A 25595-nucleotide genomic window follows, 5' to 3' on the forward strand; every position below is an offset into this window, starting at 1 on the left:
CCATCATTCCCGATGCGCTACAGACCCAGGATCTGCACACTCTCCTCGCGCATCTGGACCTTGCGGATCTTGCCGGTGACGGTCATCGGGAACTCCTCGACCAGATGCACGTAGCGCGGGATCTTGTAGTGCGCCAGCCTGCCCTCGGCGAACGTCCGCAGCGCCGCGGCATCGAGGGGTTCCGCCCCCGGCTTCATCTTGATCCAGGCGCAGATCTCCTCGCCGTACCGCTCGTCCGGTACGCCGACCACCTGGGCGTCCTCGATGCCGGGGTGGGTGTAGAGGAATTCCTCGATCTCGCGCGGATAGATGTTCTCGCCGCCGCGGATCACCATGTCCTTGATCCGGCCGACGATGGTGCAGTAGCCGTCCTCGCGCATCACCGCCAGGTCGCCGGTGTGCATCCAGCCGTCGTCATCGATGGCCTGGGCAGTCTTGTCGGGATCGTCCCAATATCCGAGCATCACCGAGTAACCACGGGTGCAGAACTCGCCCGGTTGTCCGCGGTCGACGAGCTCGCCGGTGTTCGGGTCGACGATCTTTACCTCGACATGGGGGTGCGCCCGGCCGATGGTCGCGGTCCGGCGCTCCAGGTCGTCATCGTGCAGGGTCTGGCATGACACCGGCGAGGTCTCGGTCATGCCGTAGGCGATGGCCACCTCGGCCATATGCATCTCGTTGATGCAACGTTTCATCACCTCGACCGGGCAGACCGCGCCCGCCATGATGCCGGTGCGCAGGCTCGACAGGTCACGGTCGGCGAAGCTCGGGTGGTTCTGCATGGCGATGAACATGGTCGGCACGCCGTACACGCCCGTACAACGTTCGGCCTCAACGGCTTTGAGGGTCAACCCGGGATCGAATCCCGGCGCCGGGATGACCATGGTGACGCCGTGGGTGGTGCAGCCGAGATTGCCCATCACCATGCCGAAGCAGTGATAGAACGGCACCGGGATGCAGAGCCGATCACCAGGGGCGAAGTTGATGCCCTCGGTGACGAAGAACCCGTTGTTCAGGATGTTGCGGTGCGACAACGTCGCACCCTTCGGGAAACCTGTTGTGCCCGAGGTGTACTGGATGTTGATCGGATCGGTGTTGGACAACATCGCCTGGCGTTCGGCCAGTTCGCCGGCGGGCACCGCGGCGGCGCGCAGTTCCTCCCAGTCGCCGGTGCCCAGGAAGATCACCTCGCTCAGCGAGGGCGCCTCCGTGCGTACCTCGGCGACCATCCCGACGTAGTCGCTGGTCTTGAACTCGGTGGCCGAGATGAGCATCCGCACTTGCGCCTGGTTGAGCACATAGGCCAATTCGTGTGTGCGGTAGGCGGGGTTGATGTTGACCAGGATGGCGCCGATCTTGGCGGTCGCGTACTGGACGATGGTCCACTCCGACCTGTTCGGAGACCAGATTCCGACCCGGTCGCCCTTGGCAATACCTTTACCGATCAAACCTCGCGCGATGATGTCGATCTCATCGTCGAGTTCGCGGTAGGTCCACCGCGTTCCCTGCGCGACGTCGACAAGCGCCTCGATATCCGGGTGGGCGGCGACCGTGCGTTCGAAGTTGGCACCGATGGTCTCTTCGATCAACGGTGTCGTGGTCGGCCCGCGTCATAGCTTTGCATCCGGCCCATTCGACTACTCCCCGTCGCTTCGCTCGCCCACCGGCCTATTTCCCGTCGCTTCGCTCGCCAAGGAGATCCTCGTAGCGATGCTCGGTGTCGATCGGCTTGCCCGACTTGTGCGCCTCATCCTCGCGCCTGCGCAGTTCGACGCGCCGGATCTTGCCGGAAATGGTCTTGGGAAGTTCGAAGAACTCGACGCGACGCACCTTCAGGTACGGCGCCAGATGGTCCCTGGCGTATTCCATGATGCCCCTGGCCGTCTCGGCATCGGCCGGCCACCCCTGTGCCAGTGCGACATACGCTTTCGGCACGGCCAGCCGGGTCTCGTGCGGCTGCGGGACGATGGCGGCCTCCATCACCGCGGGATGCTCGATCAGCACACTTTCCAGTTCGAACGGTGACACCTTGTAATCACTGGATTTGAAGACATCGTCCGTGCGACCGATATAGGTGATGTACCCGTCGGCGTCCCGACTGGCCACATCACCGGTGTGGTAGTAGCTGTCGGCCATCACCGCCGCGTTGCGTTTGGGATCGTCGAGGTATCCGGTCATCAGATTCAGCGGCCTGGCAACGAGATCCAGACAGATCTCCCCCTCGTCGGCCTGATCACCGGTCAGCGGATCGACCAGCACCACCGGCACACCGGGCATCGGGCGGCCCATCGAACCGGGCTTCACCGGCTGGCCGGGCGTGTTGCCGATCTGCAGGGTGGTCTCGGTCTGCCCGAAGCCGTCCCGGATCGTCAATCCCCACGCCCGCTCGACGGCGCCGATGACTTCGGGGTTCAGCGGCTCGCCGGCGCCGAGGATCTCGCGCAGGCCGTCGGGCTTATCCCCGAGGTCGGCCTGGATGAGCATCCGCCATACCGTCGGCGGCGCGCAGAACGTGTTGACGCCAACCCGACGGATCTGGTGCAGCAACTCGGCGGCATCGAAACGGCTGTAGTTGTAGACGAAGATGGTCGCCTCGGCGATCCACGGCGCGAAGAAGCAGCTCCAGGCGTGCTTGGCCCAGCCCGGCGAGCTGATGGCCAGATGCACGTCACCGGGCGTGACGCCGATCCACGCCATCGTCGACATATGCCCCACCGGATAGGACACCTGGGAGTGCTCGACCAGCTTCGGCTTGCTGGTGGTGCCCGAGGTGAAGTAGATGAGCAGCGGGTCGCCCGTCGTCGTCACCGCCTCAAATGTCTGCGGGGTCACCGCGTAGGCGTCGGTGTAGGAGTGCCAGCCGTCCACCTGTCCAATGCTGATCCGCGCGTAGTCCCCCGGCACCTCGTCGAACTTGCCGGCATCGGCGGCGTTGACGATGACGTACTGAGCCGCACCGCGGGCGATGCGATCGGCGAGGTCCTCGGCCCCCAGCGCACCGGTCGTCGGCATGATCACCGCGCCGAGTTTCGCGATCGCGAGCATCGCTTCCCACAGTTCGACCTGGTTGCCGAGCATCAGGATGACGCGGTCACCCTTGCCGACGCCCAGGCTCTTCAGCCAGGTCGCGACGCGATCGGAACGCTGCGCCATCTCGGCAAAGCTGATCTTGGTCTCGGTGCCGTCCTGCTCGACGATCCACAGCGCCGGGCGCGTGTTGTCGCGCGCGATCACGTCGAACCAGTCGATCGCCCAGTTGAACGTGCCCTCGATATGTGGCCATTCGAAAGTGCCGACCGCCTTGTCGTAGTCGCTGATCACGGCCACCAACTGGTCGCGGGCGGCCCGATAACGCTCGGTGTTGATGCTCATGACGACTAGGATCCAGGTCACACTTATCCGCCCGCTACCCCCGGAAGAGGGGATACCCGTGTCGTCCCTGTTGCGTCCCCGCGACACCGACGCCGTGCGCGCCGCGCTCCGCCAGGTCGCCGCCGATGGCGATGTGCCGGTCCTGTTCGGCGGTGAGGTGCACGAGGACGCGCTGTTGTTGACCGAGTTCGTCGGCACCCGGACCGCCGGGCTGCGGGGCCTGGTGGTGCGGTCCAATTCCGGGCTGGGCGGGGCGACCATGGTCGCCGGACGGCCGCTGGCGGTCTCGGATTACCGCAATGCCGCATCGATCACCCACGATTACGACGCCCCGGTGCTGAACGAGGGCATCCGGTCGGTGCTGGCGGTGCCCGTCGTGGTCGACGGATCAGCGCGCGCGATCCTGTACGGCGCGTACCGGTCGGGGGCACCGTTCGGTGGGCTGGCCGCGGATCTGATGGTGGGGTCGGCACGCCGACTGGCACACGAGTTGCGAGTACGCGACGAGGTGGACCGCCGGATGCGATTGCTCGAAGCACGGATGACCGGTGCGGCGAATCCGGAAACCATCCGCGAGGTGTACGCCGGACTGCGCACGCTGGCCGCCGGCGCCGATACCGACACCGCCACCGAACTGCACCGGTTGGCCGACCTACTGTCCGCACCCGCGGCATCGGAGTTCCATCTGAGTCCGCGGGAGCTCGACGTGCTGGCCCAGATCGCGCTGGGATGCACCAATGCCGAAGCCGCCGAAAGACTTTCCCTGAAAACCGAGACCGTGAAGAGCTATCTGCGCAGCGCCGCCGGGAAGCTGGGCACCAAGACCCGGCACGAGGCCGTGTCGAAAGCACGCCGGGCCGGGCTCATTCCGTAAAGACCGCCGGACCGGCGTTCAGTCTCCGACCAACTCGGCGATACCACCGGTGACGAACACCACCAACGCGCGGTGCCGTTCATCGACGTCATCGCCGCGGACGCGACCGCGGCTCAGACTGTGCATGCGCAGGTTGTTGGAGTACGTGTGCAGCGCGGCCGCCACCATGTGGAGATAGGCGTCGTAGATTGCGGCCTCCGCGGCATGGGGGAACAGCGTTTGCAGCGCCGCGATGAACTCGGCGGCAATCGCATTGAAATCCTCGGCGAAGAGCACGCGAATCGGCTGCCCGGCATTGGCTTGCTGGGCAATCAGACGAAAGTAGTTGTCCCAGCCGGGATCACCGGCACGCTCCCGCATCGGCTCGACGAACGCCTCGACCAACGCGCGCAGACTCCCGGCGCGGTTGCCGGCTGCCGGCCAGACCGCCAGACGCTGACGGCGATCCTCATTGAGGGGCCGGATGCGGCGCAGGATGACGGCTCGGAACAGTTCGTGTTTGCCCTCGAATTCCTCGCTGACAGCCGCCAGCCGGGTGCCCGCATGGTCGGTGATCTCCCGAACGCTCACACCGAAGTAGCCGCGGTTGGCAAAGAGCTCCTCGGCACTGTCGAGCAGGCGTCGCCTGCGGTCCTGCCTGCCGGCCGCACGACGTCCGCCGACCGCGGGGGTTTGCACCATGGGTAGCTTCGCCTGGTCGATCTCCCACACCACCTCTTGACGGGCGTCTTCGTGGGCTCACGCTACGCCAGCTGCTAAAGTCGGAACAAGTGTTCCAAAATGCGGGTGTCGGCGAGAGGATCGCAGCGTGGTCAGGACCCGACTGCCTCAGCGCCTTTTCGTGACCGCGTGCGCTCTCAGCGGAACCACCAACCTGGCAACCCGACGTTTCGGCGCAAAGCCGTTCCTGCCGAAACTTTTCGTACTCCGTTACGCGAACATGGGCGGTCTCGATCCTGCCGAGTTCGAAAGCCAGATCGACGCAGCGCGTTCCTTCAGTGACGATCGGTGGAGCGACCACTGGAACCGCGTCGCGGCGGGATATGTCGCCGAGACCGAAGCCCTGATGCACGAGCTCGCCGGTCCGCGACCGGCCCCACTGGCCGGATCGGCACCATTCACCGATTCCGATGTCGCGGCACTGACCGGCCTGATCACCCCGGCCGCCGCATCGTTCGCCGAGCACGGCCCGCAGCCGCGGCACACCGATATCGCCAGCATCGTCGGCACGCCTCCGCAGAACGTAGACAGGGAGCGAATGACGAAGGCCTTCAAGGTCATCGACTCGCTGACCAAGGCCATCACCTATTACCAGGTGAGCGCCTTTCCCGGCCACAGCCCACACCGGATGGACGCCTACCGGCGCTCCCAGCGGTTGTTCGAACTCCTTATCCGTGCGCTCGCACCGGCCATCGATCTATGGGTCGAGCGCTATGACATCCCCTGCGCCGACGGGGACACCGTGCGCGGGTGGCTCGTCATGCCGCCAGGCGACGGCCCCCACCCGGTGGTCCTGACGACCAACGGACTGGAGGGAACCGTTGCCGAGCTCGCGCTCGGGCTGCTGCGCTATCGGGATACCGGCATGGCGACGTTCATGATGGAGATGCCCGGAAGCTACGGCTACACCCATCCGATGAGTCCACACTCCGAGGTCGTCTACCGGCGCGTCATCGACCGACTCAGCGCCGACCCGCGGTTGGATGCCCGCCGGTTGGCGATGGTGGGGGTGAGCTTCGGCGGTTACTGGGCGGTGCGCATGGCCGCCACCGACGCCCGCCTGGCCTGCGCCGTCGCCTGCGGAGCACCGACCCATCGCTCGTTCCATGGCGGCCTCGGCATGCCCGATGTGATCATCAGCGCGCTGGCCGACACCCTCGGCGCCAGGAACCCGGTTCAGCTTCTCCGGGCGTTGCGGGCACTGTCGATCCGGGACCTCTACTCGCACATCACGATTCCGCTTCTGGTCATCAACGGTGACCGCGACACACTGCTGAGCACCCAGGACAGTGCCGACATAGCCGACGCTGCCCCACACGCGACGTTGCTGCTCTACCCCGACGATGATCACTGCGCCATGCGTCACTACCGCGACTGGCTCGACCACTCTCAGCATTGGCTGCGCACGACGCTCCGGACCGACGATCCCTAGGCCAACGACTCCACCCACGCCCGGTGCAGCCCGGCGAACCGCCCACCGGCATCGACCAACTCGCTGGGCGGCCCGTCCTCGACGACCTCGCCATGCTCGAGCACCAGCACCCGGTCGGCACTGAGCACCGTGGAGAGCCGGTGTGCGATCACCACCGCGGTGCGGTCGGCCAGGACCGTGGTCATGGCGCGCTGCACCATCCGCTCGCTCGGGATGTCCAGTGATGACGTCGCCTCGTCCAGGATCAGCACCGCCGGATCGGCCAGGAACGCCCTGGCGAACGCGATCAGCTGACGCTGCCCCGCCGAGAGTCGGCCGCCACGCTTGGCGACATCGGTGCCGAAGCCCTCGGGCAACCCGTCGATGAAGCGATCGGCACCGACCGCCGCCGCGGCCGCGCGTACCTCGGCATCGGTGGCCGTCGGCCTGCCGAACCGGATGTTGTCGGCGATGGTCCCCTCGAACATGAAGTTCTCCTGGGTCACCATCACCACCTGCTCACGCAGCGCGCTCTGGGCGATGTCACGCAGGTTGATCCCGTCGAGGGTCACCGCACCGCTGACCGGGTCATAGAACCGTGCCAAAAGCTTGGCGATCGTCGTCTTTCCCGCCCCGGTGGTGCCGACCAGCGCGACGGTCTGCCCGGCCGGGATATCCAAGGTCAATGACGGCAGCACCGGACGATCCGGCACATAGGAGAACTGCACCTCGTGAAAACCGATATGCCCCTTCACGTCCGACAGCGGCACCGGGTGTGCGGGATCTTGGATGTCCGGATCCTGGGCCAGCACACCCGCGACCTTCTCCAACGCCGCCGAGGCGGACTGGAAGGTGTTGAAGAACTGCGAGATCTCCTGCATCGGCTCGAAGAAGATACGCAGGTACAGCAGGAACGCGGTCAGCGTGCCCAGCGTCATCTCGTCGTGCAGCACCAGGTACCCGCCGAACAACAGCACCGCACCGGTGGTGAGGTTGCCGGTGAGCCGCACCGCGGGCATGAAGATCGCCAGCAGTTTGAAGGCCCGCTCGTTGATCGACTTGTACTGGTCGGCAACGTCTTCGAAGATCTGCTGGTTACGCGGTTCGCGGCGGTAGGCCTGCACGGCCTTGATACCGGTCATGGTCTCGACGAACTGCACGATGACCAGTGCGGCGGCCTCGCGCACCTTCAGGTACGTCTTGGACGACTCGCTGCGGAACCACCACGTCAACAGCACCAGGATCGGGAACGCCGTCAGGCAGACCAGCCCGAGCCGCCAGTCCAGCACCACCAGCAGCACGGCGGTGCCGAACATCGTGAGCACCGCGGTGATCAACCCGTCGAAGCCGGTGGCCAGCATGTCCTGGATGGCGTCGACATCGTTGGTGGAGCGCGCGACCACCCGACCGGAGGTGTAACGGTCGTGGAACGCCACGTCGAGGCGCTGGAAATGGCGGAACAGCCTGCGCCGCAGTTCGATCAGGATCTCCTGACCGATCCGTCCGGACCGGCGCAGGAAGTACATCCGGCTGATGGCCTGCACCGCGACCACACCGCACAGCGCGGCCAGGATCAGGATGAGTTCGTGCGCGGTGCCACCGGCGACGATCGGCGGGATGCCGTGGTCGATTCCGCGCTGCACCAGCAGCGGCACCGACAGCCGAGCGGCGTTCTCCACCACCACCACGACCGCCAGCACCGCGAGCATCGCCTTATAGGGGCGCAGCAGCGAACCCAGCAGCGAACGGGCCTCGCGCCGCCGCGACACCGACTCGTCGATGGGCAGGTTCTCGTCATCGGCGCTGACCGCCTGGCCGCGCCAATCCGTGTTCGCCGTCATTGCTCGGCCCCGGCGAATTCGTCGTCGGCGGCCAGCAGGTACCGGTATTCGGGCGCGTCGGCCAACAACTCGGCGTGGGTGCCGACGCGGGTGACCGTCCCGTTCTCCAACAGCGCGACCCGGTCGGCCAGCAGCACCGTCGAAGCGCGGTGGGCCACCACGATGCCGGTGACATCACGCAACACCCGGCCCAGCGCCTCGGTGACCTCGGCCTCGGTGTGCACGTCGAGGGCGGACAGAGTGTCGTCGAGGACCAGGATGCGCGGCTCGGCGATGATCGCGCGGGCCAGCGAAAGCCGTTGCCGCTGGCCACCGGACAGGCTCATGCCCTGCTCACCGATGCGGGTGTCGAGTCCGAACGGCAGGTCGTAGACGAACCCGGCCGAGGCCACCTCGATACCGCGGGCCAGGTCCTCCCTCGTCGCGTCCGGATTGCCAAGGCGCAGGTTCTCGGCGACCGACATCGAGAACAGGGTCGGATCCTCGAACGCGGTGGCCACGGTGTGCCGCAGCGCGGGCAGCGACAAGTCCCGGATATCGGTGCCGTCGACCAGGATGGCACCCTCGCTGACATCGTGCAGCCGCGACAACAGCGAGGCCAGAACCGACTTCCCGGATCCGGTCGCACCGACCAGCGCGACCGTCTCCCCTGGCTCGACGGTCAGATTCACGTGCTGGAGGGCCCACTCTTCGGAGTCCGGGAAACGGAAGCCCACGTCGACCAGTTCCAGCCGGCCGCCTCGAGGCAACTCGGACACCGCCCCGTCGGTGATGGTGCGCGGCTCGTCGAAGATTTCGACGACACGGTTGGCCGCCGTCATCGACTCCTGGGTCATGGACAGCAGGAAACCCAACGAGGCGATGGGCCACACCAGCGACAGCATCATGGTGATGAACGCCACCAACGTGCCCATGGTGACCAGTCCGTGGCCGGCGGCATAGGCGCCGAAGCCCAGCACGATGATCAGGGTGATGTTCGGGATGACCTCAAGCAGTGTCCAGAACTTCGCCGACACCCCGACCTTGCGGATCTCGGTCTCGAACAGGCTGGTCGCGCGATCGTCGAAACCGCGGTAGGCGTGCTCCTCGCGGCCGAAAGATTTGATGACCCGCAACCCCAGCGCGGACTCCTCGACATGGGTGGCCACGTTGCCCGCCTGGTCCTGGGACTGCCGCGACAGCATGGTGAACTGGCGCTGGAAATGCAGGATCGTGAGCGTGATGGGCACGATCGCGACCATCACCACCACACCCAGCGGCCAGTACATCGTCAACAGGATCGTGGTCACCACGATGATCTGGACGATGTTGAGCATCAGGAACAGCAGCCCGAAGGACAGGAACTGCCGGATCGCTGACAGGTCGTTCATCACGCGGGAGAGCAGCTGACCGGACTGCCAATTGCCGTGGAAAGACATCGGCAGCACCTGCAGCCGCGCATAGAGGTCCTTACGAATATCGGCCTCGACGCCCATCGTCGCGCGGGCCACCAGCCAACGCCGGACGAACCACAGCACGGCCTCGGTGACCAGCAGCGCCATCGCCGCCAACCCCAGCGTCCACAGCCCGGCCGAATCCTTCTGCCGCACCGGCCCGTCGATGACGGCCTTGGTGAGCAGCGGTACCGAGACGGTCGCGCCGAGGCTGACGAAGGCCGCGATCACCATCGCGATCCAGCGCACCCGGTAGGGCTTCAGGTAGGGCAGCAACCGCAGGATGTCCGAGGAGGAACGGATGCGACGCGGCGGTGCGGCGATGGCGGGTGCCGACGCCAGCCCGTTACGCGCGCTCGACATACGACATCACCTCCTCCCCCCGACCATCTTGAGTTCTACGGCACGGGTCCGACAACCCGATTAACGCTGTGTACCCAACGTAAAACCTGAACAATGGATGAGGTCAAACTGTTTCCGCGCGGCGCCGACCGGGGAAAGTACCTGGTTTCAGCCGGATAGCTGCCGAGCGCGACGAAGCTGAAGCAGTGTAGGAAAAAGCACCCCCCCACCGACACCGGTTCTGCCGGTTCCCCGATACCCGTGCCGAGACTGAAGCCAGGTAGGAATGCGGGCAACCGAACCCGGCGGCGCGTGCGCTGCCCCACCTCCGCGCAGCGCCGACCGGCCAGCATCCCCCAGCCACCGGGCCGTTTGGGGCAGTATTGGCGGCATGGAAAGTGGTTCCTCGACCTCGCCTCGGGTCCTCGTCGTCGACGACGATCCCGACGTCCTCGCATCGCTGGAACGCGGTCTGCGGCTGTCCGGCTTCGAGGTCTCCACCGCCGTCGACGGCGCCGAGGCCCTGCGCAGCGCGACCGAGACCCGCCCGGACGCGATCGTCCTGGACATCAACATGCCGGTGCTCGACGGTGTCAGCGTGGTGACCGCGCTGCGTGCCATGGACAACGACGTCCCGGTGTGTGTGCTCTCCGCGCGCACCAGCGTCGACGACCGGGTCGCCGGTCTGGAGGCCGGCGCCGATGACTACCTGGTGAAGCCGTTCGTCCTGCAGGAGCTGGTCGCGCGGGTCAAGGCGCTGCTGCGCCGTCGTGGGTCGACGGCGACGTTCTCCTCGGAGACCATCTCGGTCGGCCCGCTGGAGGTCGACATCCCCGGCAGGCGCGCCAGGGTCAACGGCGCCGACGTCGACCTGACCAAGCGGGAGTTCGACCTGCTCGCGGTGCTGGCCGAACACAAGACCGCGGTACTCTCACGCGCCCAGCTCCTGGAGTTGGTCTGGGGCTACGACTTCGCCGCCGACACCAACGTCGTCGACGTGTTCATCGGTTACCTGCGCCGCAAGTTGGAGGCCGGTGGCGCGCCCCGGCTGCTGCACACCGTGCGCGGTGTGGGCTTCGTGCTGCGGACGCAATAGCCCGTGGACCTGTACGACCGGCTGTACCGACTGCTCGGGCTGCCCAAACGCATCGTGTCGCTGCGCACGATCGTGTTGGCCGCGGCGCTCGGCGTCGTCACCACCGTCATCATCATCGGGACCTGGGTGTGGATCGGCGTCACCAACGAGCAGTACAGCCAGCTCGACCGGCGGCTCGACTCGATCAGCAGCCTCGGCGATGTCAGCACACTGCTGTCCGACGCGATGAAGAACGACGGTGACGCCCCCGTGGTCGACCCCGATCTGGTCCGCACCGCGCGCATCGGCGGTGCGACGGTGTCGGTGCCCACCGATGTGGTGCTACCGGAGTTCCCAGACGGTTTCCAGACCACCACCATCAACGGTGTCCAGTACCGGGTGCGGACCTTCACCGCGGGTCAGGCGTCGATCGCGTTGGGCTCGACGCTGACCGACACCGAGCGTCAGATCGACAACCAACACCGCCGGGTGCTGCTCATCAGCGGCGGTGTCATCGGCGGCACCATGGTGGTCGGGTGGATCATCTCGGCGATCATGATCACCCCGTTCCGGCGGCTGGCCCAGCAGGCGCGCGCCATCAACGCCCAGTCCAACCCGGACGAGGTGAACGTGCGCGGGGTGTGGGAGGCCAGCGAGATCGGTGAGGCCGTCGAGGGCATGCTGGCCCGCATCGGTGACGAACAGCAGCGCACCAAGGCGGCACTGGAGTCGGCGCGTGACTTCGCTGCGGTCGCCTCCCACGAACTGCGCACACCGTTGACGGCGATGCGCACCAACCTCGAGGTGTTGGCCACCCTCGACATGCCCGAGGACCAGCGCGCCGAGGTACTCGGCGATGTCATCCGCACACAATCGCGGATCGAGGCCACCCTCTCGGCGCTGGAACGACTGGCCCAGGGGCAGCTGGCCACCTCCGACGATCACGCTCCGGTCGACCTGACCGATCTGCTCGACCGCGCCGCCCACGACGCGATGCGGGTCTATCCCGACCTCGACGTCTCCCTGGTGCCCGCGCCCACGGTGCTGATCCTCGGCTTAGCGGCCGGGCTGCGGTTGGCCGTCGACAACGCGATCGCCAACGCGGTCAAGCACGGTGATGCGACCAGGGTCCAGCTGTCGGCGGTCAGCTCACGCGAGGGTGTGGAGATCGCCGTCGATGACGACGGTTGTGGCGTCCCCGAGGAGGAACGCACCAAGGTGTTCGAACGGTTCTCCCGCGGTTCGACGGCGTCGGCGTCGGGTTCCGGGCTGGGGCTGGCGCTGGTGGCACAGCAGGCCGAGTTGCACGGTGGGACCGCTTCGCTGGAAGCAAGCCCGCTGGGTGGGACCCGGTTGTTGTTGCGGTTGCCCGCCCCGCATTAGGGCATGCCGGCAGCTAGGGCAACCGGCGCAGGCTGAGCGCCAGCGTGCACACCACGCCGGCGAGGAAGGACACGAGCAGCAGGCCAGTGTTCACGATCGATCCTCGGTCTCCTGCGGGCGCGGCTTGACCGCCATCACCAGCACGATCCAGGTCAGTGCCGAGCCAAGTACGAATGCCAGCAAGCAGCCGAACCACTGCATCAGAAAATCCACGGCCGCCTCCTGACTATTCCGGCACCGGCGGCGCGGTCGAGAGCACCGCGATATCGTCGATCACCTTGAGGTCCGGCCACGCCGTGCTCACCGCCTGCTGTAACCGGAGTTTGACGGTATCGGACTGCGCCGTGCCGAACAGCGTGATGGTGGCACCTTCGATACTGAATCCGAAGTCCGACAAGGGCGCGCCGGCCTTGAGGACACCGTCGAACCGGGTGAGATCGGCGGCCGTCACACCGGCGATGGGGGTCAGCAGGTCGAGCACGGTGGTGCCGGGCAGGTTGGTGCGCACCTGATCCATGGCAAATGCCACGGACGCCGGATCGGGCAGCTGACCGGACAGGACGACGTCATTACCCTTGCGCCGCAACGAGAACGGCGCCACCATCGCGTCCGGCCGGGCGGCGTCGGTATCCGTGGCGGTGGTGGCTATGGCGGGAAGGTCGGGCAGGGCCTCGTGTTCGGGCGCACCCGCCCAACCGATCAATCCCAGGCCCAGCGGCACCACGATCAGAGCCGCCAACCAACCGGCCCCCGGCGCGCGCCGGTAGTAGCGCATCGCCGGGCGCCGGTCGGAAGTGACCATCGACGCTCGCTCAGCGGGCGCCGAGTAGATCGATGACGAAGATCAGCGTCTTGCCCGAGAGGCGGTGGCCTCCGCCCGCGGGACCGTAGGCCTGCTCCGGCGGGATGGTGAGCTTGCGGCGGCCGCCGACCTTCATCCCCGGAATACCGTCCTGCCAGCCCTGAATCAGTCCGCGCAACGGGAACTCGATGGATTCACCGCGATTCCACGAACTGTCGAACTCCTCGCCGCTGTCGTATTCGACGCCGACGTAGTGCACCTCGACGGTGCCGCCGGGCACCGCTTCCGCACCGTCACCGACGGTGATGTCTTCGATGGTCAGCTCGGTGGGCGCCGGGCCATCGGGAAATTCAATCTCAGGTTTCGTTGCCACGATTTACAACCGTAGTCGGGCAGACTGACTTTGTGGCCTTGGACGCGGACACCGATCTGGACATCGTCATCGTCGGCGGCGGACACAACGCGTTGGTCGCCGCCGGCTATCTGGCCCGCGCGGGCCGCCGCGTCAGGGTGCTCGAACGGTTGGACCATGTCGGCGGCGCAGCGGTCTCCGCGCACGCCTTCGACGGCGTCGATGCCCGGCTGTCGCGGTACTCCTATCTGGTGAGCCTGCTCCCGCGACGCATCATCGACGACCTGGGCGCCCGGCTGCGGCTGGTGCGTCGCCGTCATTCGTCGTACACGCCCGACCCCGCGACCGGCGGGGCCACCGGACTGCTGATCGGTCGCGACAGCACGTTCGGCGCAGTCGGTGCCGGCGCCGACGAGGCCCGGTTCGCCGAGTTCTACCGCCGCGTCCGCCTGGTCACGACGGCGTTGTGGCCCACCCTGCTTTCCCCGCTGACGACCCGCACGGCGGCGCGCGACCGCGTGGTGTCCGGTGGCGATCCGGCGGCAGCGGCGGCCTGGCACGCGCTCATCGACGAGCCGATCGGCCACGCCATCAGAGAGGCGGTGAGCAGCGACCTGGTCCGGGGTGTGCTGGCCACCGACGCATTGATAGGGACGTTCGCCGCCACCGATGATCCCTCGCTGATCCAGAACATCTGCTTTCTGTATCACCTGCTGGGCGGGGGCACCGGCGACTGGGAGGTGCCCGTCGGCGGCATGGGGGCGGTCAGCGGTGCGCTGACCGCGGCCGCATGCGGCTTCGGTGCCGAGATCGTGACCGGCGCCGACGTGTACGCGATCAGCCCAGATGGCGAGGTGCGTTACCGCACAGGTGAAGTCGATAACGTCGTGCGGGGTCGTCACGTGCTGGCCGGCGTGACGCCCGCAACGTTGTCCCGGCTGCTGGGCGAACCGGAGCCCACGGTGGCGCCCGGTGCGCAGATCAAGGTGAACCTGATGCTCACCCGGCTACCGCGACTCCGCGACCCCGGCGTGACCTCGGAGCAGGCTTTCGGAGGCACCTTTCATATCAACGAGACACTGCACCAGCTGGATTCGGCGTACGCTGCGGCGGCGTCCGGAACCCTGCCCGAGCCGCTGCCGTGTGAGATCTACTGCCATTCGCTCACCGACCCGAGCATCCTCTCCGAATCGTTGCGCCGGTCGGGTGCACACACCCTGACCGTGTTCGGCCTACACACCCCGCATCGCCTGTTGGACGGGCTGGACGCCGACACCGCCCGGCTCCGGCTGACCGCGGCCGCCCTGCATTCGTTGAATACCGTTCTGGCCGAACCGATCCAGGACGTCGTGATGCGGGACCGGCATGGTCGCCCCTGCGTCGAGGCGAAAACCACCGGCGATCTTGAGCAGGCGTTGGGGATGACCGCGGGCAATATCTTCCATGGCGCCCTGAGCTGGCCGTTCGTCGAGGACACCGAAGAACTGGACACCCCGGCGAAGCGCTGGGGTGTGTCCACCGCTCATGAGGCGATCATGTTGTGCGGCTCGGGAACCCGCCGCGGCGGCGCGGTGTCCGGGATCGGCGGACACAACGCCGCGATGGCGGTGCTGGAGAGCTAGCCGCGCGCCGCCTTCCGCAGAATCTCCTGTATCGCCGCCAGATCCGTTTCACTGAGCGAGCGCATCAGGTCGGGAGCAGGATTGTCGACGCTGTCGATGGCGGCCAGCAATTCGCGCCCAGCCTCGGTGAGCGAGACCTTCTTACAACGCCTGTTCGCGGGATCGGTCTCTCGGATCACCAAACCACGGTTTGCGAGATCGTTGACGGCGACGGTGGCCGCGGGCGCATCGATGGTGGCCGCGTCGGCGATCTCCTTGACCGACAGAGCCCGATTGGCCAACCGGCTGATGATGCGGATCCGACTGAACGGCAGCCCCGTTCGTTCGACGACGGCACGTTTCCAGGTGTCCTGGTTGTTGATGACAATCGCGGACATCAACCGCCACACGTCGTCGGCGAGGTCAGACATCGGCGCGCACCTTCGGACCCTCGATCAGCGGCGCCAGCCGGCGTGCCGACTCCATCGCCCGCGACGAGGTCGACACCAGACCGAGCACGGCGATCAGGACACCGAGCACCACACACGTCGACCAGAGCGGGCGGGCGGCGTCGGCGAAGTTCACGGCCGACGCCCCGCCGGGCGATCCGGCCGCCGCCAGCGCCGCGCCGGCGATCGAACCGCACAGCGCCACACCGATACTCACCCCGATCTGTCGACTGGTGCTGGTGACCGCGGACGCGGCACCCGCCCGGTCCAGCGGCATCCCACTGACGGCCGCATTGGTGATCGGCGCGTTGACCATCGAGAAACCGATGCCGAAGACGGCGAAGATCACCATCAGCATCCACACCGCGGCGTTCTCCGGCAGCAGCACCAGCACGGTCGAGGCCACCGCGATCATCAATCCCGAGATCACCAGTGACGGCCGGGCCCCGTACCGCCCGACCATGCGGCCCGACAGCGGCGAGAAGATCAACGCGCCGACCGCGATCGGCAGATAGATCAATCCGGTCTGCACGGCCGAGAATCCGCGCGCACCCTGCAGATACAGCGACATCATGAACAGCAATGCACCCCAGGACGCGAAGGCGCAGATGGCGATCACGGTCGCCGAGGCGAACGGCACGCTACGGAAGAAGCGCAGATCGATGAAGGGGTCCGCGCGCCGGGATTCGAAACGCAGGAATGCCGCGAAGGCCACCAGCGCCGCTGCGGCGGCACCGATCACGCGGTAATTGTCCCAACCCAGCGCCGGCCCCTCGATGAGAGCGAACACCGTGCCGAACAAGAACAGCACGGCCAGCATCTGGCCGATCGGATCGACATTGCGCATGGTCGCGGACTTCGTCTCCGGCACGAACAGGGCCGTCAAGACGATGGCAGCCAGACAGATCGGCAGGTTGATCCAGAACACCGCGCGCCAGCTGATCAGGTGGATGAGCAGCCCGCCGACGGTGGGACCGAGGGCCATCGCGATGCCGACGACGGCTCCCCAGACACCGATCGCCCTGGCCCGTTCGACCGGTCCGGTGAATACCTGCGAGATGATGGACAGCGCAACAGGATTGAGCATCGACCCGCCGATGGCCTGCAGGAAGCGCGCGGCGATCAACGCGTCGATACCGGGGGCCAGGCTGCACAACAGCGAACCGACGGCGAAGACGGTGAGCCCGATCTGGAACACCCGGCGCCGCCCGAAGCGGTCCCCCATCGCCCCCGAGAGCATCAGCAACGAGGCCAGCACCAGGGTGTAGATGTCGATCACCCATTGCAGCTGGGAGGCAGTCGCCCCGAGGTCTGCGCGGATCGACGGAATCGCCACGTTGACGATGGTGGCGTCCATCGACACGATCAGCAGACTCAGGCAGCACGACGCCAGAATGATGCGCTTACGCGCCGGCGTCATGGCCGCCACCGCGTCGCGACCGAGACCGGGAACAGTTGTATTCACACAACTATTGTGAAACTACAACCGTCTAACCGTCAAGTGTTCAGCGGGCGCCGAGGTCGACGTAGTCGCGCTCGGTGTAGCCGGTGTAGATCTGGCGCGGACGGCCGATCTTGCTGGGCTCGGAGTGCATCTCCTGCCAGTGCGCGATCCAACCGGGCAGCCGGCCGAGGGCGAACAACACGGTGAACATGCGGGTCGGGAAGCCCATCGCCCGGTAGATCACGCCGGTGTAGTAGTCGACGTTCGGGTAGAGCTTGCGCTCGACGAAGAAGTCGTCGGTGAGCGCGATCTCCTCGAGCTGCTTGGCGATGTCGAGCAGCGGATCCTCCACACCCAGCTTGCCGAGGATCTTGTCGGCCTGCTCCTTGACGATGCGGGCGCGTGGGTCGTAGTTCTTGTACACGCGGTGACCGAAGCCCATCAGCTTCACGCCATCCTCGCGGTTCTTGACCTTCTTGACGAAGGTGGCCACATCGTCGCCGCCGTCGCGGATCTTGGTCAGCATCTCCAGCACAGCCTGGTTGGCGCCACCGTGCAGCGGACCCCACAGCGCGTTGATGCCGCCGGAGATCGAGGTGAACAGGTTGGCCTGGGAGGAACCGACCAACCGCACCGTGGAGGTCGAGCAGTTCTGCTCGTGGTCGGCGTGCAGGATCAGCAGCATGTCGAGCGCGCGGACGATCTCGGGATCGACCTCGTAGGGCTCGGCGGGGAAACCAAAGGTCATCCGCAGGAAGTTCTCGACCAGGGTCAGCGAGTTGTCCGGGTAGAGGAAGGGCTGTCCCTCGGACTTCTTGTACGCGTAGGCGGCGATGGTCGGCAGCTTGGCCAGCAGTCGAATGGTGGACAGCTCGACCTGCTTGCGGTCCAGCGGATCCAGCGAGTCCTGGTAGTAGGCGCTCAAGGCGTTGACCGCCGAGCTCAACACCGGCATCGGGTGCGCGTTGCGCGGGAATCCGTCGAAGAACCGCTTCAGGTCCTCGTGCAGCAGGGTGTGCCGCTGGATCTGGTTGGTGAACGACTCCAGCTGCTCGGCGGTCGGCAGCTCCCCGTAGATCAGCAGATAGCTGACCTCGATGAAGGTCGACTGCTCGGCCAGCTGCTCGATCGGGTAGCCGCGGTAGCGCAGGATACCGGCGTCGCCGTCGATGTAGGTGATCGCGCTCTTGGTGGAAGAGGTGTTGACGAACCCACCGTCGAACGTGGTGTAACCGGTCTTGGAGAGCAGCGGCCCGAGGGCGATTCCGTCGGAGCCCTCCGTGGCCTTGACGATGTCGAGGTCGATCTGACCGCCCGGATACGACAGAGTTGCTGTCTCGTCAGGGCTGGAGTTTTCGGCCACTTGAACCCCTTCTGTGGTCTGGGCTGCGCGTCACTACTGGACGGTAGTCGCTTAGGTTACGTCGCGCCTGCGCGGGGTTCATCCTCGGGTGCCGCCGTCGACTGCACCTCCGGACCCCATGGCCGCCAGGTGCGGACCAGCAGCTCGTAGGCAGCTTGGATGCGGGCGGCGACGATCTCAGGCTCGATCGGCGGGTACCCGGGCGTGCCGAGACCGTGACACGCTGTGTTCATCACCACAGTCCAAGTCTCCAGCACCAGGTAGACCGCATCGTGGTCGGTCGACAGACCCATCCGCTGAGCGACGGCCCGCACCGTGGGAAACCGATCCTTCTGTTCCCGGTACGGAATCGCGGTCACGTTCAGACTCGCCGACGAGTTCACGATCTGGATCAGCGCAGCCATCCGCTTGAAGATCGGCGTCTGCTCACCGCCCGGCCCGGGCCGCAGGGCAACCAGATGCGCCCGCAGCATCGCTTCGTACTCGGTGATGTCGCGCGGCAGCGCCGACAATTCCGCCGCGACGTAGGCGGCGGTGTCCTCGACGATCGCGATCACCACCGCGTCCTTGGTCGGGAAATAACGGCTGAAGGTGCGCGGGGAGACTTCCGCCGCCGCGGCAATCTGTTCCACCGTGGTGTTGTCGTAACCGTGTCGCTGGCACAGCTCGGCCGCGGTGGAGATCAAAGTGGCCCGGGTCCGCAGCTTCTTGCGCGCCCGCAGCCCCTCCGGCTGATCAGACATTCGTGGGTAGATCGGTTTCGGTCAGGACCGCAGCGGTCACGATCGGATTCACCGGAGCCGGCACGTCCGCCGGAGGGCCATCGGAGGTGAAGAGTTCACCGGCGAACCCGGCGACATGCCGGCACGCGCGGTTGAGGCGATCAGCCATCACCAGTGGCCCGAGCGCCGCGCCGTCGTCGTCGGCGACGAGGTCACCACAGGCAGCGATGATGATCGCCGAGAACAGTGAAAGGCCGAGCAACATCCCCTGGTCGTCGGCGGGCACACCCATCTGGTCGGACAGTGCGGCGATGACACTGTCGTTGCGGAAATCGAATGCGCTCTGGCGCAGCGCATCTGCGCTGTTGATGATCCGCAGGATCAACACGACACGCTCACTGGTCAGCCGACCGACACTGCCGGCAGCGGTGCGCGTGAGCACCGAAACATGCGCGGCCCGCAATGCTTCCAAAGGTCCGACACCGCGCGGAAGTCGACGCAGTTCCAGCGCTATCTCTTCGGACAATTCCTCGAGCAGGGTCAGGAACACCGCTTCCTTCGAGGCGAAATATCGGCTGTAGGTCCGCGGGGACACCTCGGCCAGCGCGGCGATCTGGTCGACGGTGGTCGTCTCGTACCCCTGCCGCAGGCATAGATCCAGCGCGGCGTCGATCAACGTCGTGCGGGTCCGCTGCTTCTTCCGTTCGCGCAAACCGAGATCGGTTTCCCTGTTCGCAGCAGCCACCCGAGGATGGTAACCCGTGCGACCGAGACTGCACGGTAGGTTTCCGGTGGGCTTCGCCACGCGGACACGACCGCTACGGCTGCAGCCGCGCGATACGTGCCCCGGCATCGGTGACCCGAATCCTGTTATGCACCCGGTTTTCCCGTCCCTGCCAGAACTCGACCACCTCGGGCGCGATCAGATAGCCACCCCAGTTCGGGGGCACCGGAACCGCTTCCGTTTCGGCGAAACGTGCCGTGACGTCGACGAGTTGGTCGAGCAGCACGGCCCGCGAAGCGATCGGGTGCGATTGGCGCGACGCCCACGCCCCGAGCTGAGACCCGCGCGGCCGCTTGGCCCAATAGTCGGCCGTGTCGGCCTCGGACACTTTTTCGACCGGGCCGCGAATGTGTACCTGCCGACCGAGTCCGTACCAGGGGAAGGTCGCCGAGGCATACGGCTGTACTGCCAGCTGCTCGCCCTTGTCGGATTCATAGTTGGTGAAGAACGTGATACCGGCCGCTGTCGCCCCCTTGCACAACACGGTCCTGGTGGCCGGTCGCCCCTGCGCATCGACGGTGCCCACGACCATGGCGTTGGGTTCAGCCAGCCCTGCGGTACGCGCATCGGAAAGCCACCTGTCGAACAGCGGCAGCCAACCATCGGCCAGCCAGTCGGCGTCGAGGTCGGCACTGCCGTCCTTCTCCACCGATCCGTACTCGGCGCGCATCCGGGCCAGTTCCTCGGGTTCCATTTGCATGACGGTACGCCCACGCCGCACCTCCCCGGCGAGTGCGAGAATCTCCGATATGGCGCAGGAGTCGATGGTTCCACCCGATCGTCCCGACGGGTTCACCGCCGGACTGGAAGGCGTTGTCGCGTTCACCACCGAGATCGCCGAACCCGACAAGGACGGCGGCGCGCTGCGCTACCGCGGTGTCGACATCGACGACCTGGTATCGGACCGGGTCACTTTCGGTGATGTCTGGGGCCTGCTCGTCGACGGTGACTTCGAGCGCGGACTGCCACCGGCCGAGCCATTCCCGTTGCCGATCCACTCCGGCGATGTCCGCGTCGACGTCCAGGCCGGGTTGGCGATGCTGGCGCCCATCTGGGGCTTTTCACCGATACTCGATATCGACGATCACACTGCCCGTGAACAACTCGCACGCGCATCGGCCATGGCGCTGTCCTATGTCGCCCAGTCGGCCAGGGGAATCCACCGGCCCGCGGTGCCACAGCAGTCGATCGATCAATGCCCGACTGTCACAGCACGTTTCATGACTCGATGGCAGGGTGAACCGGACCCGCGCCATATCGAGGCCATCGATGCGTATTGGGTGACGGCGGCCGAGCACGGGATGAACGCCTCCACCTTCACCGCCCGGGTCATCGCCTCCACCGGCGCCGACGTGGCCGCCGCGCTGTCCGGGGCGGTCGGTGCGATGAGCGGCCCGTTGCACGGCGGCGCGCCCGCGCGCGTGCTGCCGATGATCGAGGAGGCCGAACGCACGGGCGATCCCGCTGCCGTGGTCCGCGGCATCCTGGACCGCAGGGAAAAGCTCATGGGCTTCGGGCATCGGGTGTACCGGGCCGAAGATCCGCGAGCCCGGGTGCTGCGCGCCACCGCAGAACGACTGCGCGCGCCGCGCTTCGAGGCGGCGGCCGCCTTCGAGCATGCCGCGCTGGCGGAGCTGCGTGAGCGCCGCCCCGATCGCGCGATCGAGACCAATGTCGAGTTCTGGGCCGCGGTCATCCTCGACTTCGCGCAGGTGCCGGCATCGATGATGCCCGCCATGTTCACCTGTGCGCGGACCGCCGGCTGGTGCGCCCACATCCTGGAGCAGAAGCGACTGGGCAAACTGGTGCGCCCTGGCGCGGTCTACGTTGGCCCTGCTCCGCGCTCACCCGAATCCGTACCGGGCTGGGACCGGATCCGGCCATGACGGGGCTCGATCCGTCGGTGACGGTGTTCGGCTCGGCGGCGCGCTCGTTCGAGCAACTGGTACGTCGGCTCGGCGCTACCGACTGGGACGGGCCGGGTCTGGGCGACTGGAATCTGCGATCCCTGGTCGGGCACACGTCGCGATCACTGGTGACGGTGATCGAGTACCTGAAACAGCCCGCGCCCACCGGCGAGCTGGTCGATGCGCCGGGTTACTACCTCGCGGTCCGTGAATTCGGCGTCGCTGCCGGCGCCGAGGCGATCATCGAGCGCGGCAGGCAGGCCGGTCGCGATCTGGGCGATGATCCCGCCGCGGCGGTCTCGGCACTGGTCGCCACCGCACTGTCCGATGTGGAACAAGCGGGCGACCCGGCGATCGCCGTGATCGGCGGCATGGGCATCAGGTTGTCCGAGTATCTGCAGACCCGCATCTTCGAACTGGTGGTGCACGGGCTGGATATCGCCCGCGCGACAGGCTTTGACCACCAGCCCTCCGAGCAGATGCTGGAAGCCGCGAACGTCCTGGCCGCCAGGATCGCGACCCGATCGGGCCGTGGCGCGCCGCTGCTGCTCGGCCTCACCGGGCGCGCGGAGTTGGGTGACGACTTTTCGGTCGTCTGAGGCCGTCCCGCTGACAGGTACGCGCTGTCGCGATGAGAATTGCCGTGCCGCCAGGTCCATATGACGACCCAATCCGACGTCCCATCAGAGGAGCACCATGGCCATCGACATCACCCCCGCCGTCATCCCGCACCTGGTCGTCAACGACGGCGCGGCAGCCATCGATTTCTATGTCAAGGCGTTCGGCGCCACCGAGCTGGGCAGGTTGCCCGGTCCGGACGGCCGACTGGTACACGGTGCCGTGCAGATCAACGGATCGACGGTGATGCTGGCCGACGACTATCCCGAATACTGCGACGGCCAGTCCGAGACGCCGAAGAATCTCGGTGGCACTCCGGTGACCATCCACCTGGTGGTCACCGATGTCGATGCCGCCTTCGCGCGTGCCACCGAGGCCGGGGCCGAGGTGGTGATGCCGCTGGAGGACATGTTCTGGGGCGACCGGTACGGCGTCGTGCGGGATCCGTTCGGGCACAAGTGGTCGCTGGGACAGCCGATGCGTGAGGTCAGCGACGAAGAACTGTCCAAGGCTATGCAGGAATTCCCGTGACCCTGGGCAGGTAGAGCTCCAGCAGGTCCGTCGGCAAGCCGTTGGCCCCGATGATCTGACTGATCGCCGAGATGCTGGCCGGCTTGGGGGTGCGCTCGAGCTCGGGGGTGCTGGGGTCGGAACCGTACAGGCCGAACTGCAGGTGGTAGCCGTCGGCCCACTCCAGGTTGTCCACGAACGACCAGTAGGTGTATCCGCGGATATCGGTGCCGTGGGACACCAGATCCTGCACCACCGCGATGTGGTTGACGATGTAACCGGGCCGCTTGGTGTCGTCATCGTCGGCGACGCCGTTCTCGGTGATCCACAGTGGTTTTCCGTAGGACGCCGCCACCTCGAGCACCTCCCGGAAGCCGCCGGGATCGATGGGTTGGTTGAAATCGCTGCAGGTCTGCTCGGATGCCTGGCAGCGCAGCGGGATGCCCTGCAGGAAGTTGAATCCCGGCACAGGCGCGAAACCGAAGCCGACCATCGGCTGCGAGCCGTAATACTGCACGCCCATGAAGTCGACCTTGTCGGCGAAACCGGGACGCACCTCATCGGCGTCCTTGTGCCCGTCGAAGTTCAGGTCGACCCAGCCGTCGATGACGGCATTGGGGAACCATTCGTTGAACACCCGGTTCCAGGCATCGGCGGCCGCCACATCCTGTGGGTTCACCGGATCGGACGGGCGGGCCGGGACCATGTTGTTGGCGAATCCGACCGACGCCGTCGCGTCGTACTTGTGGATGGCGTCGTAGGCGGCCACATGCCCGCGGGCCTCGTTGACCAGGAAATGCACGGCGAGATCGGGACGCAGCACGCCGGGCGGCCAGGCCGGGACGATGCCCGGGATGGACAGGAACTGGGTCATCACCGGCGGGACCGGCTCGTTGATGGTGACCCAGTTGTCCACCTGATCGCCGAACGTCCACGCCAGATAGGCGGCGTACTTCTCGAATTCGACCGGGGTCTGCGCCGACAGCCACCCGGCACGCTCGACGGGCAGACCCAACTGGATCAGCGGACGGGCCGCGACCGGGTCGTGTATCCAGATCGGCAACGTGAAGTGGTTGACGGTCACCAGCGGTTCCAGTCCGTGCGCACGCAGCGCCGCGAACACCGCCCGGTAGTGGGCGACCTCCGCCTGATCGGCCAACGCATCGAGTGCCTGCAGATCGGCGAGGCTGACCCCGCCGCCTTCGTCACCGATATCGATGGCGGCCGTCGAGTTCGGGAAGATCCGGCTCCATTCGATGGACATCCGGAAGGTGTTCATCCCCAACTCGTTTCGGGCCAACTCGGCGTCGGACTCATAGGACACGTAGGTGCCGGGCCCGTTCTCGGGCAAGCCCTTGGTCAGCCCGAGAGCTTGGTTGAGGGGATCGTGCACCCAGGCGTACCAGTCCGAGTTGGGGTCGATCGGCGAGCCGGGACCGCCCTCGGCCTGGAATCCGGCATGCGCCACGCCCCAATGGAAGTCGTCGGGAAAGGACAGGTCGATCCCCTCGACCGGAGTGACGGTGACGGTGATCGTCTTGGCCACCGCATGACCGCCGCCGGGATTGAGCAGCTGCCCGATGATGGGGATGTGCTGGAGGAACCCGAGCGGGCCGTGCCAGTGCACACCGGAGTGCTCATCGGACACCACCACGGTGAAGCTGTCGGTGCCCCCGACGGCGGCCATCGCATTCATCGGCCGGTAGATGAAGGCACCGGTGTTCTTGTCGATCACGACCGAACCACCGTTGCTCGGCCGTCCCACCACCGTGTAGGTCAGCGCGTCACCGTCGGGGTCGGATGCGCCGACATTGCCTGTCACCAGACCGGTGCTGGTCTGGGTGGTCTCACCGGTGTAGTCGATGCGGGGACCGGAGTTGAAGAACTCACGACGGACGAAGGCAAGTACTGCCCACAGCGACGGCGGACCGGTCGGGCCGGCAGGCAGGCCCGCGGCGAAGGGGGCCAACACCGCTCCGACGAAGCTGCGGATCACGTTGGCCACGTAGCGGATGGCGGTCACCGGGTTGGGCAGCGTCGGCGTCCACGCCGTGGTGGCCGCCGCCGTGGGCAGCGCGGCAGCGGACATCGCCGTGACCTCGGGGAGCGGCGCCGTGGTGCTGCCCGACCGTTCGACGGCGCCCGGGCGCGAGTCCTGTTGGGGCTCGGCGGGTTCCGGTGCATCCCGGGTAACCCGGGTCTCGCTTGCCTCGAACGCGTTGCGCGTGGCGGTTCGATCCGATGGCCGCAACGGTACGTCACTCGCCGGCGCGGCGATTTCCTCGGCTTCCTCAACAGCGACGGCCTCACCGTCTTCGGCCGGCTCGTCGTTGTCGAGCTCCTCGGTCGCCTCTTCCTCGACGTCATCGACCGGGGACTGTGCACCGTCGGTCGCGGGATCGTCACCGGCGGGGTCGGCGCCGATCGTGTCGTCGTCGGCGTCCGAGCTCACCGACTCGCGACTGTCCGGCGCGTCCTGAGAGCTCGGCGCGTCGCGTGGGTCCGTGGCGGGCGGGTCAGCCCATGCCAGGCCCGGTGAACCCGTTCCGACAGCGGTCCAAATACCGACCGCCATTGCCAATCCCGCCACCC

At 66.7% G+C, this 25595-nt stretch carries 22 protein-coding genes and 1 pseudogene; 8 read left to right on the forward strand and 15 right to left on the reverse strand.

The genetic code is table 11. From position 1 onward, the window contains the following. Positions 1 to 17 precede the first annotated feature (17 nt). Positions 18 to 1624 (reverse strand): annotated as a pseudogene (locus tag PGN27_RS10005) (AMP-binding protein). A gap of 44 nt (positions 1625 to 1668) precedes the next feature. After that, positions 1669 to 3372 (reverse strand): AMP-binding protein, encoded by a 1704-nt coding sequence (locus PGN27_RS10010; RefSeq protein WP_335325987.1) that lies wholly within the window; start codon positions 3370 to 3372, stop codon positions 1669 to 1671. Between the two features lie 58 nt (positions 3373 to 3430). On the opposite strand from PGN27_RS10010, the gene PGN27_RS10015 reads away from it, so the two are divergent. Then, on the forward strand, positions 3431 to 4246 hold the full coding sequence (locus PGN27_RS10015; protein ID WP_335325988.1) for a helix-turn-helix transcriptional regulator: 816 nt from the start codon (positions 3431 to 3433) through the stop codon (positions 4244 to 4246). Positions 4247 to 4264: 18 nt separating this feature from the next. On the opposite strand, the gene PGN27_RS10020 is transcribed toward PGN27_RS10015, so the two are convergent. Next, complete coding sequence (locus PGN27_RS10020) at positions 4265 to 4927, reverse strand: TetR/AcrR family transcriptional regulator (RefSeq protein ID WP_335325989.1); 663 nt, start codon at positions 4925 to 4927, stop codon at positions 4265 to 4267. Between the two features lie 127 nt (positions 4928 to 5054). On the opposite strand from PGN27_RS10020, the gene PGN27_RS10025 reads away from it, so the two are divergent. Then, positions 5055 to 6398, forward strand: coding sequence for an alpha/beta hydrolase family protein (locus tag PGN27_RS10025; protein WP_335325990.1), 1344 nt, complete (start codon positions 5055 to 5057; stop codon positions 6396 to 6398). Here PGN27_RS10025 and PGN27_RS10030 read toward each other — a convergent pair. Both PGN27_RS10030 and PGN27_RS10035 read right to left on the reverse strand, forming a co-directional pair. After that, a complete protein-coding gene (locus tag PGN27_RS10030; RefSeq protein ID WP_335325991.1) occupies positions 6395 to 8218 on the reverse strand; it encodes an ABC transporter ATP-binding protein in 1824 nt (607 codons plus the stop codon). The genes PGN27_RS10025 and PGN27_RS10030 overlap by 4 nt on opposite strands. Continuing rightward, on the reverse strand, positions 8215 to 10014 hold the full coding sequence (locus PGN27_RS10035; RefSeq protein ID WP_335325992.1) for an ABC transporter ATP-binding protein: 1800 nt from the start codon (positions 10012 to 10014) through the stop codon (positions 8215 to 8217). Before PGN27_RS10035 ends, PGN27_RS10030 begins: the two co-directional genes overlap by 4 nt. 361 nt (positions 10015 to 10375) lie before the next feature. Here PGN27_RS10035 and prrA point away from each other — a divergent pair, with 361 nt between their 5' ends. Both prrA and PGN27_RS10045 read left to right on the forward strand, forming a co-directional pair. After that, entirely contained in the window at positions 10376 to 11089 is a 714-nt protein-coding gene (prrA, locus tag PGN27_RS10040; protein WP_023986252.1) for a two-component system response regulator PrrA, read from the forward strand. Positions 11090 to 11092: 3 nt separating this feature from the next. Beyond that, positions 11093 to 12451 (forward strand): sensor histidine kinase, encoded by a 1359-nt coding sequence (locus PGN27_RS10045; protein WP_335325993.1) that lies wholly within the window; start codon positions 11093 to 11095, stop codon positions 12449 to 12451. Positions 12452 to 12541: 90 nt separating this feature from the next. Here PGN27_RS10045 and arfB read toward each other — a convergent pair whose 3' ends face one another. The 3 genes from arfB to PGN27_RS10060 are packed head-to-tail and all read right to left on the reverse strand — an operon-like array spanning position 12542 to position 13626. Then, positions 12542 to 12664 carry a channel accessory protein ArfB gene (gene arfB / locus PGN27_RS10050; RefSeq protein ID WP_335325994.1) on the reverse strand — a complete coding sequence of 41 codons (123 nt, stop codon included), beginning with the start codon at positions 12662 to 12664 and terminating at the stop codon, positions 12542 to 12544. A 13-nt stretch (positions 12665 to 12677) separates the two neighbouring features. Then, on the reverse strand, positions 12678 to 13253 hold the full coding sequence (arfA, locus tag PGN27_RS10055) for a channel-forming protein ArfA/OmpATb (RefSeq protein ID WP_335325995.1): 576 nt from the start codon (positions 13251 to 13253) through the stop codon (positions 12678 to 12680). A 10-nt stretch (positions 13254 to 13263) separates the two neighbouring features. After that, complete coding sequence (locus PGN27_RS10060) at positions 13264 to 13626, reverse strand: FKBP-type peptidyl-prolyl cis-trans isomerase (RefSeq protein ID WP_335325996.1); 363 nt, start codon at positions 13624 to 13626, stop codon at positions 13264 to 13266. A 38-nt stretch (positions 13627 to 13664) separates the two neighbouring features. On the opposite strand from PGN27_RS10060, the gene PGN27_RS10065 reads away from it, so the two are divergent. Then, positions 13665 to 15227: a phytoene desaturase family protein gene (locus tag PGN27_RS10065; protein WP_335328695.1), complete on the forward strand. Its 1563-nt coding sequence runs from the start codon at positions 13665 to 13667 to the stop codon at positions 15225 to 15227. On the opposite strand, the gene PGN27_RS10070 is transcribed toward PGN27_RS10065, so the two are convergent. The 6 genes from PGN27_RS10070 to pdxH all read right to left on the reverse strand — a co-directional run bounded on the left by PGN27_RS10070 (position 15224) and on the right by pdxH (position 20662). Beyond that, positions 15224 to 15637, reverse strand: a complete 414-nt coding sequence (locus PGN27_RS10070) for a MarR family winged helix-turn-helix transcriptional regulator (RefSeq protein WP_335325997.1) — start codon at positions 15635 to 15637, stop codon at positions 15224 to 15226. The two genes, PGN27_RS10065 and PGN27_RS10070, sit on opposite strands and share 4 nt — an antisense overlap. Beyond that, positions 15630 to 17075, reverse strand: coding sequence for an MFS transporter (locus tag PGN27_RS10075; protein ID WP_335328696.1), 1446 nt, complete (start codon positions 17073 to 17075; stop codon positions 15630 to 15632). Before PGN27_RS10075 ends, PGN27_RS10070 begins: the two co-directional genes overlap by 8 nt. Before the next feature lie 85 nt (positions 17076 to 17160). Beyond that, positions 17161 to 18462 carry a citrate synthase gene (locus PGN27_RS10080; RefSeq protein WP_335325998.1) on the reverse strand — a complete coding sequence of 434 codons (1302 nt, stop codon included), beginning with the start codon at positions 18460 to 18462 and terminating at the stop codon, positions 17161 to 17163. A gap of 56 nt (positions 18463 to 18518) precedes the next feature. After that, a complete protein-coding gene (locus PGN27_RS10085) occupies positions 18519 to 19205 on the reverse strand; it encodes a TetR/AcrR family transcriptional regulator (protein WP_335325999.1) in 687 nt (228 codons plus the stop codon). Continuing rightward, entirely contained in the window at positions 19198 to 19929 is a 732-nt protein-coding gene (locus tag PGN27_RS10090; RefSeq protein WP_335326000.1) for a TetR/AcrR family transcriptional regulator, read from the reverse strand. The genes PGN27_RS10085 and PGN27_RS10090 overlap by 8 nt, the downstream gene beginning before the upstream one ends. Positions 19930 to 20002: 73 nt before the next feature. Further along, entirely contained in the window at positions 20003 to 20662 is a 660-nt protein-coding gene (gene pdxH, locus PGN27_RS10095) for a pyridoxamine 5'-phosphate oxidase (RefSeq protein ID WP_335326001.1), read from the reverse strand. Between the two features lie 55 nt (positions 20663 to 20717). On the opposite strand from pdxH, the gene PGN27_RS10100 reads away from it, so the two are divergent. The 3 genes from PGN27_RS10100 (at position 20718) to PGN27_RS10110 (ending at position 23024) form a co-directional block, all read left to right on the forward strand. Next, positions 20718 to 21854: a citrate synthase 2 gene (locus PGN27_RS10100; protein ID WP_418888649.1), complete on the forward strand. Its 1137-nt coding sequence runs from the start codon at positions 20718 to 20720 to the stop codon at positions 21852 to 21854. After that, entirely contained in the window at positions 21851 to 22474 is a 624-nt protein-coding gene (locus tag PGN27_RS10105; RefSeq protein ID WP_335326002.1) for a maleylpyruvate isomerase family mycothiol-dependent enzyme, read from the forward strand. Before PGN27_RS10100 ends, PGN27_RS10105 begins: the two co-directional genes overlap by 4 nt. A 97-nt stretch (positions 22475 to 22571) precedes the next feature. Then, positions 22572 to 23024, forward strand: a complete 453-nt coding sequence (locus PGN27_RS10110; RefSeq protein WP_335326003.1) for a VOC family protein — start codon at positions 22572 to 22574, stop codon at positions 23022 to 23024. On the opposite strand, the gene PGN27_RS10115 is transcribed toward PGN27_RS10110, so the two are convergent. Then, entirely contained in the window at positions 23005 to 25578 is a 2574-nt protein-coding gene (locus PGN27_RS10115; RefSeq protein ID WP_335326004.1) for a family 1 glycosylhydrolase, read from the reverse strand. The genes PGN27_RS10110 and PGN27_RS10115 overlap by 20 nt on opposite strands. Positions 25579 to 25595 lie beyond the last annotated feature (17 nt).

Origin of the sequence: Mycolicibacterium neoaurum, assembly GCF_036946495.1 — a bacterium.
GTDB lineage: Bacteria > Actinomycetota > Actinomycetes > Mycobacteriales > Mycobacteriaceae > Mycobacterium > Mycobacterium neoaurum_B.

Excerpts from the sequence above, each read along its gene's own strand:
- PGN27_RS10010 (WP_335325987.1), bottom strand. The coding sequence starts at position 3,372 with ATGAGCATCAACACCGAGCGTTATCGGGCCGCCCGCGACCAGTTGGTG.
- PGN27_RS10020 (WP_335325989.1), bottom strand. The coding sequence starts at position 4,927 with ATGGTGCAAACCCCCGCGGTCGGCGGACGTCGTGCGGCCGGCAGGCAG.
- PGN27_RS10030 (WP_335325991.1), bottom strand. The coding sequence starts at position 8,218 with ATGACGGCGAACACGGATTGGCGCGGCCAGGCGGTCAGCGCCGATGAC.
- PGN27_RS10035 (WP_335325992.1), bottom strand. The coding sequence starts at position 10,014 with ATGTCGAGCGCGCGTAACGGGCTGGCGTCGGCACCCGCCATCGCCGCA.
- arfA (WP_335325995.1), bottom strand. The coding sequence starts at position 13,253 with ATGGTCACTTCCGACCGGCGCCCGGCGATGCGCTACTACCGGCGCGCG.
- PGN27_RS10070 (WP_335325997.1), bottom strand. The coding sequence starts at position 15,637 with ATGTCTGACCTCGCCGACGACGTGTGGCGGTTGATGTCCGCGATTGTC.
- PGN27_RS10075 (WP_335328696.1), bottom strand. The coding sequence starts at position 17,075 with ATGACGCCGGCGCGTAAGCGCATCATTCTGGCGTCGTGCTGCCTGAGT.
- PGN27_RS10085 (WP_335325999.1), bottom strand. The coding sequence starts at position 19,205 with ATGTCTGATCAGCCGGAGGGGCTGCGGGCGCGCAAGAAGCTGCGGACC.
- pdxH (WP_335326001.1), bottom strand. The coding sequence starts at position 20,662 with ATGGAACCCGAGGAACTGGCCCGGATGCGCGCCGAGTACGGATCGGTG.
- PGN27_RS10100 (WP_418888649.1), top strand. The coding sequence starts at position 20,718 with ATGGCGCAGGAGTCGATGGTTCCACCCGATCGTCCCGACGGGTTCACC.
- PGN27_RS10105 (WP_335326002.1), top strand. The coding sequence starts at position 21,851 with ATGACGGGGCTCGATCCGTCGGTGACGGTGTTCGGCTCGGCGGCGCGC.
- PGN27_RS10110 (WP_335326003.1), top strand. The coding sequence starts at position 22,572 with ATGGCCATCGACATCACCCCCGCCGTCATCCCGCACCTGGTCGTCAAC.
- PGN27_RS10115 (WP_335326004.1), bottom strand. The coding sequence starts at position 25,578 with ATGGCGGTCGGTATTTGGACCGCTGTCGGAACGGGTTCACCGGGCCTG.